At 68.8% G+C, this 15,391-nt stretch carries 11 protein-coding genes; 7 read left to right on the top strand and 4 right to left on the bottom strand.

Annotation, left to right across the window (positions count from 1 at the left end; genetic code table 11):
- Positions 1–64 precede the first annotated feature (64 nt).
- Together POL67_RS51870 and POL67_RS51865 are read left to right on the top strand one after the other, a co-directional pair.
- The gene (locus POL67_RS51870; RefSeq protein WP_271930422.1) at positions 65–2,380 is read left to right on the top strand and encodes an ATP-binding protein; all 2,316 of its coding nucleotides are present in this window, start codon (positions 65–67) and stop codon (positions 2,378–2,380) included.
- A 194-nt stretch (positions 2,381–2,574) separates the two neighbouring features.
- Positions 2,575–3,891, top strand: coding sequence for a choice-of-anchor L domain-containing protein (locus POL67_RS51865; RefSeq protein ID WP_271930413.1), 1,317 nt, complete (start codon positions 2,575–2,577; stop codon positions 3,889–3,891).
- Positions 3,892–3,944: 53 nt separating this feature from the next.
- Here the strand turns inward: POL67_RS51865 and POL67_RS51860 are convergent, their stop codons facing one another.
- A complete protein-coding gene (locus POL67_RS51860) occupies positions 3,945–6,200 on the bottom strand; it encodes a TonB-dependent receptor family protein (RefSeq protein ID WP_271930408.1) in 2,256 nt (751 codons plus the stop codon).
- A 104-nt stretch (positions 6,201–6,304) separates the two neighbouring features.
- Between POL67_RS51860 and POL67_RS51855 the strand changes: the two genes are divergently transcribed.
- Positions 6,305–8,026 carry a bifunctional metallophosphatase/5'-nucleotidase gene (locus POL67_RS51855; RefSeq protein WP_271930406.1) on the top strand — a complete coding sequence of 574 codons (1,722 nt, stop codon included), beginning with the start codon at positions 6,305–6,307 and terminating at the stop codon, positions 8,024–8,026.
- 3 nt (positions 8,027–8,029) lie between these two features.
- Here POL67_RS51855 and POL67_RS51850 read toward each other — a convergent pair whose 3' ends face one another.
- Together POL67_RS51850 and POL67_RS51845 are read right to left on the bottom strand one after the other, a co-directional pair.
- Positions 8,030–8,551 (bottom strand): M17 family peptidase N-terminal domain-containing protein, encoded by a 522-nt coding sequence (locus POL67_RS51850; protein ID WP_136934077.1) that lies wholly within the window; start codon positions 8,549–8,551, stop codon positions 8,030–8,032.
- Between the two features lie 11 nt (positions 8,552–8,562).
- On the bottom strand, positions 8,563–10,188 hold the full coding sequence (locus POL67_RS51845) for a thiamine pyrophosphate-binding protein (protein WP_136934076.1): 1,626 nt from the start codon (positions 10,186–10,188) through the stop codon (positions 8,563–8,565).
- A 397-nt stretch (positions 10,189–10,585) separates the two neighbouring features.
- Here POL67_RS51845 and POL67_RS51840 point away from each other — a divergent pair, with 397 nt between their 5' ends.
- From POL67_RS51840 to POL67_RS51830, 3 genes are read left to right on the top strand one after another with little or no spacing between them, the layout of a single operon-like run.
- Positions 10,586–11,647: a glycoside hydrolase 64/thaumatin family protein gene (locus tag POL67_RS51840; protein WP_271930383.1), complete on the top strand. Its 1,062-nt coding sequence runs from the start codon at positions 10,586–10,588 to the stop codon at positions 11,645–11,647.
- A gap of 20 nt (positions 11,648–11,667) precedes the next feature.
- Complete coding sequence (locus tag POL67_RS51835; RefSeq protein ID WP_271930381.1) at positions 11,668–12,219, top strand: LysR family transcriptional regulator; 552 nt, start codon at positions 11,668–11,670, stop codon at positions 12,217–12,219.
- Positions 12,135–12,512, top strand: a complete 378-nt coding sequence (locus tag POL67_RS51830; RefSeq protein WP_271931045.1) for a LysR substrate-binding domain-containing protein — start codon at positions 12,135–12,137, stop codon at positions 12,510–12,512. The genes POL67_RS51835 and POL67_RS51830 overlap by 85 nt, the downstream gene beginning before the upstream one ends.
- 187 nt (positions 12,513–12,699) lie before the next feature.
- Here the strand turns inward: POL67_RS51830 and POL67_RS51825 are convergent, their stop codons facing one another.
- Positions 12,700–14,214 carry an MATE family efflux transporter gene (locus POL67_RS51825; RefSeq protein WP_271930366.1) on the bottom strand — a complete coding sequence of 505 codons (1,515 nt, stop codon included), beginning with the start codon at positions 14,212–14,214 and terminating at the stop codon, positions 12,700–12,702.
- Here POL67_RS51825 and POL67_RS51820 point away from each other — a divergent pair.
- A complete protein-coding gene (locus POL67_RS51820) occupies positions 14,213–15,358 on the top strand; it encodes a pyridoxal phosphate-dependent aminotransferase (RefSeq protein ID WP_271930359.1) in 1,146 nt (381 codons plus the stop codon). The genes POL67_RS51825 and POL67_RS51820 overlap by 2 nt on opposite strands.
- The last annotated feature ends 33 nt before the right edge of the window (positions 15,359–15,391 follow it).

The raw sequence follows: 15,391 nt of genomic DNA, 5'->3' as shown, positions 1-15,391 counted from the left end.
CGTTGGTGGCTCATCGCGAGGAGGGCCGGGCGGGGGGCGGGGTCGGGTGGTATCTTCCGGAGATATGCCCGCACGTGAGCTGACCGCAGCGGAGTGCCTGAAGCGCATCGATCCCGCGGAGTTGTCGTTCCAGACGACCGACGAGGTGGAGCCCGTCTCGGGCATCGCGGCGCAGGAGCGCGCGCTCGCGGCGCTTTCGTTCGGACTGGATATCCGACAGTCCCGGTTTCACGTGGTCGTCGTGGGTCCGCCCGGCTGCGGACGGACCTTCTGCGCGCGTCAGGTGGCGCGGCGACTCGCGGCGACGCTGTCCACGCCGGACGACATGTTGCTCCTGCCGAACCCGCGGCGCCCGAGCGAGCCGACCGTGCTGACGTTGCCCGCGGGCGAGGGTCGGCCGTTCACGGAGGCGATGGAGGAGCTTTACGCAAAGCTCCTGGAGTCGATCCACGGCGCGACGGAAGGCGAGCGGTGGAAGCAAGCGCGGGCGCGGGGGCAGCGGCGCGTGGAGGCGGAGGAGTCGCGGCTCGAAGAGGAGCTCCGCACGCAGGCGAAGGGGCTCGGGCTCGACGTCGTGCGCGCGGGGCGCGAGTTCCAGGTGACGCCGCTCGTCGACGAGAACCCGCCGAGCGAGTCGATCCGGCTGATCACGACGGCGATCGAGGCCTTCGAGGAGCGGCTCGCCGAGGTGCAGGACGAGGCCGACTCCGAGCTCCGCGCGACGACGAAGCAGCTCCTCGGCGACGCGGTGAAGGCGTGCTTCTCGCCGGTGCGCGCCCGCTTCGAGGGCCGGGCGGAGCTGCTCGCGTTCCTCGGCGAGGTGGAGACACTCGTCACGCGCGAGACGCGCCTGCTCGTGGACGAACCCGGCAACGACGAACAGCCGGTGCTCGTGCGGGGCATCGTGGTGCCGACGTTGCTCACCGAGCACAAGCCTGGGTCGGGCGCGCCGGTCGTGGAGGTCCCGTACCCGACCTTGTCCGCGCTCTTCGGCCGGAGCTACGCGCCGCCTGACACGGGCACGCCGCCGGAGCCGGGGTTCGCCGTGGCGGGCGCGCTGCACCTGGCGAACGGGGGATTCTTGATCCTGCCGGCGAACGCGCTGCTCAAGAACGAGGCGCTCTACGAGCAGCTCAAGGCGTGTCTGCTCGCGAGCAAGTTCATCGTGCCCGAGCACAACCCCACGTATTACCGCGGCACGAGCGAGGAGCTCATGTTCCCGCCGATGCAGCTCGACCTGAAGGTCGTGCTCATCGCGAGCCCCGACCTCTACCAGGACCTGCACGAGGCCGACCCCGAGTTCTCGCAGCTCTTCAAGGTGCAGGCGCGCTTCGAGGGCACGATGCCCCTCGGGGCGGCGCTCGCGACGTACCCCTCGTTCCTCGCGGACATCGTGCGCGAGCGACGCCTCTTGCCGCTCACGGCCGACGCCGTCGCCGAGCTCTTCTTCTACGGCGGCCGCCTCGCCGAGAGCCAGCGCAAGGTCACGGCGCAGCTCGGCCTGCTCGCGGAGGTCGCGACGGAGGCGAGCTACCGCGCGGCGCGGAAGGACAAACGCATCATCGACGGCGCCGAGATCAGCAGCGCGCTCGCGGCGGCGCGCAGGCGCAGCGATCATTTCCGCGACCAGGTCCACGAGCTGCTCGCCGACGGCACGATCCGCATCGAGGTCACGGGTCGGCGCGTCGGTCAGGTGAACGCGATCTCGGTCTTGAGTGACGGACCGGTCACGTTTGGCCGGCCGTGCCGCGTCACGGCCGTCGTGTATCCGGGCACCGAGGGGCCCGTGAACATCGCGCGCGAGGTCGAGATGAGCGGCCCGATCCACGCGAAGGGCGTGCTCGTCTTGTCGGGCTTCTTGTCGCTCCGGTTCGCGCAGCTCCGCCCGCTCTCGTTCGGCGCCTCGCTCGTCTTCGAGCAGACCTACGAGGCGATCGACGGCGACAGCGCCTCGTCGAGCGAGCTTTATGCGCTGCTCTCGGCGCTCTCCGGGTATGCGCTCCGGCAGGACCTCGCCGTGACGGGCAGCGTCGATCAGCAAGGCGGCGTCCTGCCCGTGGGCGGGCTCAATGAAAAAATTGAAGCATTTTACGACCTTTGTGCGGCCAAAGGCCTCACGGGCAACCAGGGCGTCCTGCTCCCGGCCACGAATCAGCACGCGCTGATGTTGCGCAGCGACGTGGTCGAGGCTATCGAGCGTAAACAATTCCACGTTCACGTGGTTTCCGCGGTCGAAGAAGGTATCGAGCTGCTCACAGGCTCACCTGCAGGTATCGCGGACGACACCGGCCATTACCCTGCGGGCACGGTGTTCGGCGCGATCGAACACCGGCTCGAGCGCTTTTGGCGTGCGATGACGGAGACGGCGCGGGCACGTTAGCCGCGGAACGGGAGGCAGCCGACCGTTGGAGGTCCAGCGATCGCCCGGACGACGGGCTCGCGGTTCGTGCGTCCCTTCGCGGATTTCTTGCTGCACGACGGACACACCTTGCCTGTAGACTGCTCGCGGCCGCGCGGCCCCCTTTTTCTCGGGGCCCGAGGCCTCGACGCGGATCAGCTTTTCAAGGAGTGGCCATGCGGAACTTGGTGAAGTGGATCGGGCTCGTCGGCCTTGCAGGCAGCACCGTGCTGGGCGTCGCGTGCACGGCCACGGGCGGCCGAAACGTCTTTGGAGACGGGGGTTCCGGGGGCGAGGACGGGTCGAGCGGGAACGCGAACGGCGGCATGGGCGGCACGGCGCAGGGCGGCAGCGCCGGCTCGAGCGCAGACGGCGTGGGCGGCACGTTCGTCGGCTCGGGCGGCGGCGGAGGCGGTGGCCCCGTCTGCGATACCGACGTCAACGTGGACGACGACGGCGACGGGTTCAGCGAGGCGGCGGGCGACTGCAACGATTGCGACCCCAACGTGAGCCCGAACTCGGTCGAGGTCGTGGGCGACGTCATGGACCCCGCGTACAAGCCGTCGGACGAGAACTGCAACATGCTCGTCGACGAGCCGGCCGAGACCTGCGACGCGGTTCTCGCGGTCGCCAGCGCGGATGCGTTCGACGCGGCGCGCGCGGTGGAGCTCTGCAAGATCGCCACGCCCGGCGGCAACGATTGGGGCGTGGTCAGCGCGCAATGGGTCATGGCCGACGGCTCGGCCGCCAATAACAGCGCAAACTACCACCTCGGCCACGGCATCCTCAGCGGCTTCGGTCCGAACGTCACGCCGCGGGCGGGCAGCAAGCTCTTCAGCGTCTCCAGCGGCGCGGCGCGTCAGCCGTCGGATCCGGGCTACCAGAGCCCGAGCGGCTTCGACAAGGGGTACACGAGCGGCCATCCGCAAGGCTTCCCGAAGGAGTCGCCGGCGTGCCCGGGCAAGGTCACGGGTACTCCCAAGGACGCCACGGCGGTCGAGCTCGAGATTCGCGTGCCGCAGAACGCGAAGGGCTTCTCGTTCGACTTCAACTTCTACACGTACGAGTGGCCGGTCTACATTTGCAGCCAGTACAACGACTTCTTCGTCGCAATCCTCTCGCCAATCCCGGCGGGCCAGACGGACGGGCAGATCTCGTTCGACATGCAGGGCAACCCCATCAGCGTGAACAACGCGTTCATGAACGTGTGCGGCTGCGCGGCCGGCCCGCCCTGCACTGCGGGCGGCAAGTCGTTCGCTTGCCCGCTCGGTACGGCGGAGCTCCAAGGCACCGGCTTCGAGGGCCACGCGGCGACAAGCTGGCTGAAGACGCAGGCGCCCGTCACGCCGGGCAGCACCATTCGCATTCGCTGGGGCGCCTACGACTCGGGCGACGGCGCCCTCGACTCGACGGCCGTCGTCGACAACTGGCAGTGGAGCGCCGAGGCCGGCACCACCGTCGGCACGGTGCCGATCCCGCCGATCCCCAAATAATCGTTTGACCGGACACACCCCTCTCCCGCGAGGGAGAGGGGCCGGGGTGCGGCCTACCGGTGATCCCACCGCAGCCCGACGTTGATTTGACGGAATCCCCCTGTTTGAATGCCGTCGGGCAACCTCGTCGCCACGAATACCTGATCGAGCGCGTTCTTCATCGTGAGGAGCGCGCCGAGCCCCGTCTTCGCGTGTCGGTACCGCAAGGCCACGTCGACGAGGTGGTACGACGGCACGAGCCCCAGGCGGCCCGTCGGGTCCACGAGCACCGTGTTGTATTCGTCGGCGAATTGATCACTCTGGTAGCTCCACGCGACCTGCGCCCCGATCCCGATGCGGTGCTCGACGTCGAGCGTCGCGCTCGCCGTGTGGAGCGGCGCATACGGCAATCGATTGCCGTCGAACGGGCCGCCGCGGAACGTGGCAACGGAAAACGTATATCGCCCCGTCACGTCGACCGTGAGCGGCAGATGAAGCGCCTGGCCGACGCCGAACGTGACCTGGGCCTCGACGCCTCGATGCAGGGTTCGTCCGCCATTCGCGAGCTCGCTCTGGGACCCGCTCGCCTCCGTGCCCGTGACGATCTGGTTGCGGAAGCTCATGACGAACCCCGTCACCTCGGCGCGAATCCATCTCGGCCGCGCGAGCCGCATGCCGATTTCGTAGTTCGTGCTCTCCTCGGCGTCGAGCTGCGTGTCCTGGCCCCCCGGGGAAATCGCGGCCGACACGCGCGGCGGCGCATACCCGACGTGCACGCCGCCGAAGAAATTCAGCTTTGGCGTGCCGTACACCATTCCGATGCCGGGCATCACCGCGAGCGAATCACTCGTGCCGCGGTTCGTCACGTCCCGCGCCGTGCCGCTCTCCGACGTTCGATCCACGTTGCGCAGGTTCGCCGCGTATTCGACGCGGACGCCGGGGGTGACGAGCAGGTCGTCCCGGAACGCGAGGCGGTCCTGGGCATACGCGGCGAACGCGAACGTGCGGTGGTGCTCCCGGTCCTGGACGTTCCCGGACCCCGTGTCGATGATGTCGCCCTGGAATTGCTTTCGATCGGCGGTCTCGATGTGCCCGCGCACGCCGGCCGTGATCGTGTGGCGCACCCGGCCCGTTTCGAAGCGGTGCTCGATGCGCGGCTCGATGCCGAGGACCTCGTATTCGCGATCCCGGACCATCGAGGTATTCCGGAAATAGATCGCGGCGCCCGAGACCGACGCATCGCCGACAACTCGCTCGTAGCTGACGTCCGGTTTCGCCTCGCGATCGTAGTTCTGCCGGCGCCAGACCCGATCCGTGATGTAGCCGTACACGAACGTGCGCAGCCGCGTCGCCTCGCTGATGCGGTATTCGTGGGTGAGCGAGACGTCGTAGCGACGCACGTTGAACCCGTCGTGCGGCGCGATCGACGCCATGCGCGGGTCGAGCTCGAACATATGGCGCGTCAGGCCCACGTACGTCGAGCGCGAGAACTCGTCGTACACCGCGATCTTGAACGTGGCCTCGCCGCGCGCCGAGGTCGGGAACGCGATCTTGCCCAGGAAATCCGTCGCGTGGAACTCGATCCCGCGGAAGCCGTCGCCTTGCTTGCGCGTCAATTGCAGCACATACCGCGCGTCGCCGGCCGTGCCGCCGTAGAGACCCGAGAGCTTGAAGTAGTTGCGCTGCCCGGCTTGCGCTTCGAGCGACCATTCGGGTTTGTCCGGGGGCAGCGCCGTAAGGAAGTTGACGACCCCGCCAATGGTTTGAGGTCCGAATAAAATGCTGCCCGAGCCCTTCACGACCTCGACCGCGCGGATGCGCTCGACGGGCGTCGAGTAGTAGAGATCTGGCTCGCCGTACGGGTTGATCGCGACGGGCATGCCGTCTTCGAGGATGAGCACCTGACGGCTGCGTGTCGGGTCGAGGCCACGCATGCCGACGTTGAGCCGCAGGCCGAGGCCCTCCTCGGGGCGCACCACGAGGCCCGGCACGCGCCGCAGGATCTCGCCCGTTTCCGCGGGCATCGAGCGGCGGATCTCCTTCGCGCCGATCAACGTGCCCGAGCCCGGGACCTTCTGGAGCGCGTCGTCGCTCCGGCCGAGCACGCTCACCTCGATCACCTCGGGCGGGGGCGGCTTGGCCTGTGCATCGGCCGCGGCTTCGCCTTCTTTCGGCGGCGCGGGGGCCGCGTCCGGCGCGGCTTCGGCCTTCGCGGGCGCCTCGTTTGGCGCGGCCTTGGGTGCGGGGGGCGCGGGGTTGGCCTCGTCGGCGAAGGCCGGGGTCGCGCAGGCGAGCAGCAAAAACGAGCCGAGCAGGGTGCGAGGGCGCATGCGGTTCTCGTGGAAGAAAATGCCCTGTACTGTTGTTGAAATTGAAAGTCAACAGCTCATGTCGTGCTGGATTTCGAGGCGGAGAGGCGTGTACGCTCCGAACGATGACGCCTCGGATTCGTGATCGTGCCCGGACACACGCCCCCACGCTGCTTCTCGGGCTCGCCCTCGCGTCGGGCTGCGGCGCGCCCGCGACCGAGACGCCCGTGAAGGGCCCGGACGAACCCGTCAAGACCACGACGACGACGACGACGGCCACGACGCCGCCGGCGCCGAAGACGGGGTGCGCGGTGCTCTCGATCAACGATACATACCGAATCGAAGCATTGCCCGGCGGCAAGGGCGGCATGGCGCGGGTCCGGACGATCCGCAAGGAGCTCGAAAAGAAGTATCCCGACCTCGTCGTCCTGCACGCGGGCGACATGTTGTTCCCGTCCTTCCTGAGCAACATGTACAAGGGCCGGCAGATGGTCGAGGCCATGAGCAGGCTCGACGGCGGCCCGGGCCAGGATGCGCGGCTCTTCGCGGCGTTCGGCAATCACGAGTTCGACAAGGACGACCCGACCGTGCTCTCCGCGCGGCTCGCGGAGTCGGAGTTCCGCTGGCTCTCGGCGAACGTGCATTTCAAGGTGGACGACGCGGGCAAACCCGCCGTGGCCCTGCCCGAAGGCAAGGTCCTGCCGCGGACGATCGTGCCCTGCGGGCCGCTGAAGATCGGGCTCTTCGGTGTGACGATCGGCGCGGATCAGCCGTACATCGCGGCGGTCCACGATCCCGTCGAGGCCGCGCGCGCGCAGACGGCCGCGCTGCGAAAAGAGGGCGCCGACGCGGTCGTAGCGCTGACGCACCTGAATATGACGACGGATCGAGGGCTCCTGGAAAAACTCGGCGCCGAGGGGCCGGACGTGACCCTGGGCGGGCACGAGCATCAGAAGCAAAAAGCCGCGGTGGGGGAACGCGTGGTCTACAAGGCCGACGCGGACGCGGTGAGCGCGAGCTTGCTCCAGATCGAGCGTTCGAATGGCGCCGTGCGCATCACCCACGAATGGATCCCGCTCGAAGGCGCGGCCGTGCCCGAGGATCCCGAAATGAAGACGTGGGTCGATGCCACGCTCAAGAAACACGAGGACGAATACTGCGCAAAGACGCGTCAGTTGCCCGCGGGCTCGGGCTGCCTCGCCGAGGTGCTCGGCATGGCGGGCGAGGATCTCATCGCCGAGGAGCTCGAAATTCGCCGCTTCGAGACGAACCTCGGGGACTGGATCCTCGACCAGGCGCTCGCCGCGTTCCCCAAGGAAAAGAAGCGCCCGCAGGTCGCATTCATCAACAGCGGGACCTTGCGGATCAACCTGAACCTGCCCAAAGGCGAGCCGGTCACGGCGCGGAACATCGAAGAGCTCTTCGCGTACCCGGCGATCCTCCACCTCATCGAGATCAACGGGGAGACCTTGCAGAAGGCCTTGAACCACAGCATCGAGAACTGGACGGGCGAAGGGCATTTCCTCCAGGTCGCGGGCTTCGCCTTCGAGCACGACACCACGGCAAAGACGGCCTCGAAGCTGACCTTGCTCGGCGCCAAACCCCGGAAGATCGGGCCGAAGGACGTGCTCTACGCGGTGACGATCGATTACCTGGTCGATCCGAAGGGGAAGAAGGACGGCTATTCGATGCTGAGCTCGGCGAAGGTGATCGCCAAGGGGCCGGACATCAAGCAGGTCGTGCTCGATAAGCTCTCCGCGCTGAAAAAAGAGAACAAGCCGCTCGCGCCGAAGGTCGACGGGCGCATCTGCAATACGGAGCGGAAAGGGGTTTGTCAGGCGCTCTGATGTTCAGAGCACCCGCCGCACCCGCCGTCGCTCTTCGATCATGTGTTGCGTGATTCGTTGTTTGCCGTCGGCGCCCTCGACGAGCGTCCAGACATCGTGCTCGCGCTTGCGGCCGGCGCTCGCGAGCAGGATGTCGGCCGCTCGTTCGGCCGGGATCAGACCGTCCGGGCGGCCCGGCAATTCGACGACCGCGACACGCGCGGCGAGGCCCTCCATCACGTCGAGCATGTGCTGAACGACGCGACGGAAGGCCTCCTCGCCGAACCCCTCGCGGGGTCCCGCCCCGAAAAACAGGAGCTTGTCGAACGTGAGGCGCGGCTTGGCCGGGACCATCAGCACCTCGCCGAGCTTGCCCGTCAAAAAGCCGCTCCGGAGCAGCCCGGAGAGGTGCCCGGCGAGGCGCCAATCACAGAGGCCAAAGGCGCCGTGCACCGGGCGCGCGTCCGACCACACGCTGCACGCGAGGATCTCGGTGTCGAGATCGTCCAGGCTCGTGAGTTCGGGATTGCAGAAGCGGAGCTCCACCTCCCGCCCCGTTACACGCTGATCGCGCCCTTGCGGAACTCGCTGCGGGCGATCTTGACGTTCACGCAGGACGGTTTGTCCGCGGCGAAGGCCGCGTCGAGCGCCGGGCCGAGGTCCTCGGTGCGCTCGACCCAATACCCCACGCCGCCGAGCGCCTCGACGACCTTTTCGTAACGCGTGTATTCGAGCGCCGTGGCCGGCGAGCGATCCGCGCCGTACAGATCGACCTGGCCGCGGCGAATCTGCATCCACGCGGCGTCGTTGCCGATGATGCTGATGACCGGAATGCCTTGCCGCGCGAGCGCCTCGAACTCGGCCGCGTTGAAGCCGAAGGAGCCGTCGCCGTAAATGAGCACGACGCGCGCGCCGGGGCGGGCGAGCTTCGCGGCCATCGCATACCCGGGGCCCACGCCGAGCGTGCCGAGCGGGCCGGGATCCATCCAGAGCTGCGGCCATTCGAGCTTGATCACGTTCGCCGCGGTGGCCACGAAATCGCCGCCGTCGCCGATGACGATGTCCTCCTTGCCGAGGCGCTTTCCGATCTCGTCGCAGACGCGCAGCGGGTTCGGCGGGTCGGTCGTGGCGTCGATCTCGGGCTGCATCTTGGCCCGCGACTTGTCCTCGGCCGCGCGCATCGCCGCGATCCAGCCGGGCGCGCGCTTCTCCTTCACCTCGGCGAGGAGCTGCTCGAGGACGAGGCCGCTGTCGCCGTGAATGGCGACGTCGACCTTGCGGTTTCTGCCGATCTCGTTGCCGTCGAGGTCAATCTGGATGACGCGCGCCCCCGGGTTGATGGCGCGGCCATATTCGAGACGGAAATCGAAGGGCGTGCCGAGGACGACGCAAAGGTCAGTTTGTCCGAGCGCGACGCGGCGCGACCGGGCGAAGAAGTTCGGGTGCGCATGCGGCAGGCCGCCGCGCGCCATGCCGTTCAAGAAATACGGGGCATCGATCGCATCGGCGAACGCGCGCAAAATCTCCTTGCGCGGCGACCAGCGGAGCTGCGTGCCGACGATGAACATGGGCCGCTCGGCCTCGCGCAACATGGCCGCGGCGCGGGCGATCGCGTGCGGATTGCCGGCGGGGCGCGGGGGTTCGTCGAAGGGAACCGTGGCGGGCGGGGCGTCGTCGCCGAAGTTCATGAGGAGATCGAGCGGCATCTCCAGGAAGACCGGGCCGGGGACGTTGCCTTGCGCGATGCGGAAGGCGGCGTCGATGTACTCCTGGAGGCGGTCGGTGGAGGGGACGGAGACGCTCCACTTCGTGATGGGGCGCATGAGCTCGACGTGGTTCATGTCCTGGAGCGAGCCCATGTCGGCGAGCAGGCGCGGGCCGGCGCCGCCGATGACGATCATGGGGATGCCGGCGCGCTGTGCATTGGCGACGGCCGTGACGGTGTCGGTGACGCCGGGGCCGGCCGTGACCGCGCAAACGCCGGGCTTGCCCGTGACGCGCGCCCAGGCGTCGGCCGCGTGCCCCGCGGTCTGCTCGTGCCGGACGTCGACCACGCGGATGCCGTCGTCGAGACACCCATCGTAAATGGCCTGGATGTGCCCGCCGCAGAGCGTGAAGAGGTGGGTGACCCCGTGCCGCGCGAGCGCCTTCGATACGAGCCTGCCGCCGTGGACCTGTGCCATGGCGGGGCGTATACCACGGGAGGGCCGGGCGATGATAGGCTCCCGCCATGACGAACCGGGTTGCGTGGAGGATCGGGTGGGGCACCGCGACGGCCGTGGCGCTCGTTTGCTGGGGCTGCTCGGGCGACGACCCGGGCGCAAATGCGACGGGATCCGGAGGATCCGGGGGATCCGCGGGCGCGGGTGGGACGGGGGGCGACGCAGGCGCGGGCGGGGGCGGCGGCGCGAGCTCACGCGGGCCCGCGTACGAGGCCGGGACGGCATTCTGTCCGGCGGACGATGGCATGCGTCGGATCAAGCTCGTGAACAATTGCAGTGAGACACGGTGGTTCAAGATGGATGGCCGGACCACACCGACGTGGGCCCGGCCGACGACGTGCGCGTGGAACGGCGCGGCGTGCAGCGATCCCGAGAGGGCGTGGGGCAATGCACGGAGATCGCGAAGAACATGGCCGGCGGCGACGATCCGGGGCTCGTGTATTGCAAGGGCAACGCCTGCGCGTGCAACCCGTTCTTCGAGCTCGGCCCGGGCGAGCAGCACGAGATCGTTCTGCCGAACGACGCCGGGTTCCCGAGCGGGACGGGCTGGCTCGCGACGGGGTGCAATCCGTACGGCAATGGTTGCGAGGTCGGAAACGAGGCCGCGAAGAACTCCACGTTCGAGTTCACGTATGACAATCCCGGCCAGGGTTCGCTCTACTACGACATCAGCGCGGTCAACGCATGGACGACGGCGAGCTCGGTCGGCATGAAGAGCTGCGGGGGCGGCGCGCCGGATCCGAACAACATTTTCTGGTGCCGCGGGACGGGGTGCCGGTTCGATGTGAACACGCAATGCCCGGACGGCTCGGACGCGTTCGCGCCGGCGCCCGCGGGGTGCAAGGAGTGCCCCACGATGATCGATGGCAATGGGAAGAAGGTGATCGCCGGCTCGTGCGGGACGTGCCCGGACGGCGATTCGGCGAACCGGATCCCCACGGGCACCGTGTTCAACGCCGGCAACATTGGCGGACCCGAGTGGACGTGGAACGGCGCACCCGATTTCGCGGTCGGGTTCGGTCATGACGAGGGGGTGCATGCGAATCGAAGGTCCACGTGTGGGCCTGCGGGCTGCACGGACGCGGAGCCGGGCAAGGCGAATACGTGCCTCGGCGGGTGTGACCTCTGCACCGCGACGCAGAAGGTGGGCGCCGGGGACGACGCCTGCCTCAAGTATTGCTGCCCCGATTCGGTGCACACGTACAATGGTTTTACCTACCGGTACGACAGCGCTGGCTGCACCGCGCTCGGGGTGCAGGCGGGCACCGATTACAGCCCCGCCGTGAAGGGCGCGTGTCCGTACGTGTACACGTTCGGCTACGAGGATCACTCGTCGACGTTCCTGTGCACGACGAGCGCGTCGCTCCTCATTCAAGCTTGCCCCGATCCGGTCGATTTTCCGTCGAAGATCACGCCCTAGGACAACGAGAAGGTTCTCCCGTGTCGATTCTCTGGGAAGATGTCCGTTATCTGGAAGCGGTCGCCCGCGCCGGCGGCGTGGGCGGCGCCGCCCGCGAGCTCGGCGTGTCGGTGTCCACCGTGTACCGGCGCATTGCCATCCTCGAAGCCGCCGTGGGCACGCCATGCCTGGAGCGCGGTCCTGGCACCGGCGGTTTGACCGAGACCGGGGCCATGCTCGCGCAGGTCGGTCACCGCATGCGCAAGGCCATCGCCGATGTCGCAGGGCAGGTGCATGCCCAGGCCACGGAGATCGTCGGCGAGGTCAGCCTCACGACCGTGGAGGCCTTGCTGCCGTTGCTCGTGGAGCCAATCGCCGAGATCACCGCGCAATACCCCTTGCGCGTGAGCCTCATCCTCGCCGATTCGGGGCCGAGCGTGCGGGATCGCGAGATCGACGTCGCGATCGGCATCATGCGGCGGCCGCCGCCGGGTGCTGGGGAGTTCGGCTGGGCAAACTCCCGTACGGCGTCTTCGGGACGGCGGCGGCCGTCCGGCGCGAACCCGAGCCGCAGTGGGTCGTTCGCGCGCTGAGCGAGCGCTCCTCGCCCGAGTCGGCGTGGGAGCGCGAGCACGCCACCCAGATCGCCACGCGCGCCCAGTTCAGCGCGCTCGTGTCGCTCGTCGCCGGCGGCGTGGGCGTCGGGCTCATCCCGCGCGCCCTTGCCGCGCTCCACCCCCAGCTCGTGGAGATCCACGCCTATCGCGAGCGCGTCGCGCCGCTCGAACGGACCGCCTGGCTGCTCACCCACCCCGACCTGCGCAAGACGCCCCGCGTGCGCGTGCTCATGGACGCGCTCACGCGGCGGTTTCGCGCGGCGCTCTGAGCCGGCGGCGCTGCGACGTTTGTGAAGGCTTCACGCTGGACCAGCAGACCGACCTCGCCCATTGCGGCGACGACGTCGCGTGCTCCGACCTGCCGTCGTGCCTCGGCGTGCAATGCGTGTCGACGAACGATTGCCAGAGCGACCAGAGCTGCGTGAAAAACGCCTGCGTCGGCGGCGTCTAGCACTCCTACACCTCGACCTTCTGCCACCGCCCCCGCGCATACGCCCAGCCGAGCAGCACGGCCCGACAAACCCAGTCGGCCGTGCTGCCCATCCACACGCCCGCGAGCCCGAGGTCGAGCTTGATCGCGCAGAGCCAGGTCACGCTCGCCCGCACGAGGAAGCCGCAGAGGATCATCGTGCCGAGCACCGTGCGCGTGTCGCCCGCGCCGCGCAGCGCCATCGCCGTGACCATCGCGAACCCCATGAACGGCTGCGCGAACGCGCCCACGCGCATCGCCGGGACGGCCGTCTCCACGATCGTTCGATCCGGCGTGAACGCCGAGACGAGCATGGGCGCCATCGTGAGGAACGAGAATCCCACGAGGCTCAAGCACGCGACGGCGAGGAGCGCTGCGACACGGCCCGCGCGCGCGGCGTCGTCGGGCCGCTTCGCCCCGAGCTTCTGGCCCACGATCGCGCCCGCTGCGATTCCAAAACCGTCCGCCGAGAGCCACGAGATCGACTCGATGCTGACCGCCGCCTGATGCGCCGCGAGCGCGACCTCCCCGAGGAGCGCGATGACCGCGACGTAGAACATGAAGCCGAGGTGATACGCGGCCTTTTCTCCGAACGCCGCGCCCGAGACGCGCAGCACGCGCATCAACGCGTCGACGTCGACGAGGGGGGGCTTCGCTCCGAGGCGCGGAGCTACCTCGTGCAGCGGCAGCGGGCTCGTACGGCGGAAGAGCGCGAAGGTGAGAAGCAGGCCTTCGAGGGCCATCGTCGCGCCGTTCGCCACGGCGGCGCCGCGGATGCCGAGCTCGGGCAGACCCAACAGGCCGAAGATGAGCAGCGCATTCAGCGCGAGGTTCAGGACGTTGCCGACGCCCGCGACGACGAGCGGCGTGCGCGTGTCGCCCGAGGCTTGCAGCGCCGCAGCCGCGATCGCCTCGACGAACGTGAGCGGCATGGCCCAGCACGCGATGCGGAGATACGCGCCCGCCTGCGCCTGCACGGCCGCTCCCGCGCGGGGAAAAACGGTTCGGATGAAGGGGCCTTCGGCGAAAAAGAGGGCACACGCGACGACAACGCCGAGCCCAACCGCGAAGAGAAGCGCGGCGCGAGCGGCGCGGGCCGCGCCGGGACGGTCACCGGCGCCGACGCGCCTGGCCACGACGGCGAGGGTGCCCGCGGAGAACGCCGTGCAAACGGAGTTGAGCGTCCAGACCGTGGCGCCGCCGATCTGGATCGCCGCGAGCGCCGTGGGCGAGTACCGCCCGAGCAGGAGCCGCCCGACCAGAAAGACGAGCGTGATCAAGAGCATGTGCGTGATCGCCGGCCAGGCGAGCGACCACACCTCATTCAGGAGGGCGCGATCACCCTCACGAACGAGGCGCGTCTCTGCGGAGGGCGACGGACACACGGCGCCGGGGGTGCCATGGCCCGGGCTTTCGGGCAAGGGGCAGGCGGGGGTATCGTGGTCACGGCCGTGTGCAGCGGAGGGGACTTCCAGGTCCGTGTTGAGGTAGGGTGCAGCCATGCGGATCGGTCAACGCCTGAGCTCGCTGGTCATCTCCGACATTCGCGCGATGAGCCGCGCGTGTGAGGCGGTGGGCGGGATCAACCTCGGGCAAGGCGTGTGCGATCTGCCCACGCCGCCGCCCGTGGCCCGCGCGGCGAACGCGGCGATCGAGGCGAGCGTGGCGATCTACACCGCCCCCGAGGGGATCCTGCCGCTGCGGCAAGCGATCGCGGCCGATCTGAAGAAGCGTTACGGGCGCGAAGTGGATCCGGCGAGTGAAGTGGTGGTGACGTCGGGCGCGACGGGCGCGTTCGCGGCGGCGTGCCTCGCGCTGCTCGATCCCGGCGATGAGGTGATCCTGTTCGAGCCGTATTACGGCTACCACTTGAACACGATCCTCGCGCTCGGGCTCGTGCCCGTGCTCGTGCCGACGCGGCCGCCGTCGTGGGAGATCGATCGGGAGGCCTTTGCGCGGGCGATCGGGCCGCGGACGCGCGCGGTGGTCGTGTGCACGCCGTCGAACCCGAGCGGCAAGGTGTGGAGCGAGGAGGAGCTCGACTGGCTCGCGGACGCGATCGAGGGGCACGACCTCGTGGCGATCACGGACGAGATCTACGAGCACATCGTCTTCGACGGGCAGAAGCACGTGCAGCTCGCGACGCGGAAAAACGCGCGGTCGCGCACGGTGTCGATCTCGGGATTTTCGAAGACGTTCGCGGTGACGGGCTGGCGGTGCGGCTATCTGACGGCGCCGCCCGACGCCGCCCGGCGGATCACGGTGGCGCACGATCTGCTCTACGTCTGCGCGCCGACGCCGCTGCAGCACGCGATGGTGGCAGGTCTCGGGATGCCGGACGAATACTTCGCCTCGATCGGGCAGAGCTACCAGAAGAAGCGCGATATCCTCTGCAGCGCGCTCGCCGACGCGGGGCTCACGCCGTACGTGCCGCGGGGCGCGTATTACGTGCTCGCCGATATCCGGAGGCTCGGCGCGCCGACCGCGAAGGCCGCGGCGATGCTGCTGCTCGAGCGAATCCGCATCGCGAGCGTGCCCGGAACCTCGTTTTACGGGGATCCGGTGGGCGAGACGCTCTCTCGATTTTGCTTCGCGAAAGAGGACGACGTGCTGGAAGAGGCGGCGCGGCGCATTCGATCGCTTTGAAGGAATTCCGCAATCGGACATGATCTCGGGTCG

It is taken from the genome of Polyangium mundeleinium (genome assembly GCF_028369105.1).
Taxonomy (GTDB): Bacteria; Myxococcota_A; Polyangia; order Polyangiales; family Polyangiaceae; genus Polyangium; species Polyangium mundeleinium.
The sequence above is the reverse complement of the archived record's forward strand: the minus strand, read 5'-3'. Positions and strand labels throughout refer to the sequence as shown.

Bases quoted from the DNA above. Each gene is read 5' to 3' on its own strand.
- POL67_RS51870 (WP_271930422.1), top strand. From the start codon at position 65: ATGCCCGCACGTGAGCTGACCGCAGCGGAGTGCCTGAAGCGCATCGAT.
- POL67_RS51865 (WP_271930413.1), top strand. From the start codon at position 2,575: ATGCGGAACTTGGTGAAGTGGATCGGGCTCGTCGGCCTTGCAGGCAGC.
- POL67_RS51860 (WP_271930408.1), bottom strand. From the start codon at position 6,200: ATGCGCCCTCGCACCCTGCTCGGCTCGTTTTTGCTGCTCGCCTGCGCG.
- POL67_RS51855 (WP_271930406.1), top strand. From the start codon at position 6,305: ATGACGCCTCGGATTCGTGATCGTGCCCGGACACACGCCCCCACGCTG.
- POL67_RS51845 (WP_136934076.1), bottom strand. From the start codon at position 10,188: ATGGCACAGGTCCACGGCGGCAGGCTCGTATCGAAGGCGCTCGCGCGG.
- POL67_RS51820 (WP_271930359.1), top strand. From the start codon at position 14,213: ATGCGGATCGGTCAACGCCTGAGCTCGCTGGTCATCTCCGACATTCGC.
- POL67_RS51825 (WP_271930366.1), bottom strand. From the start codon at position 14,214: ATGGCTGCACCCTACCTCAACACGGACCTGGAAGTCCCCTCCGCTGCA.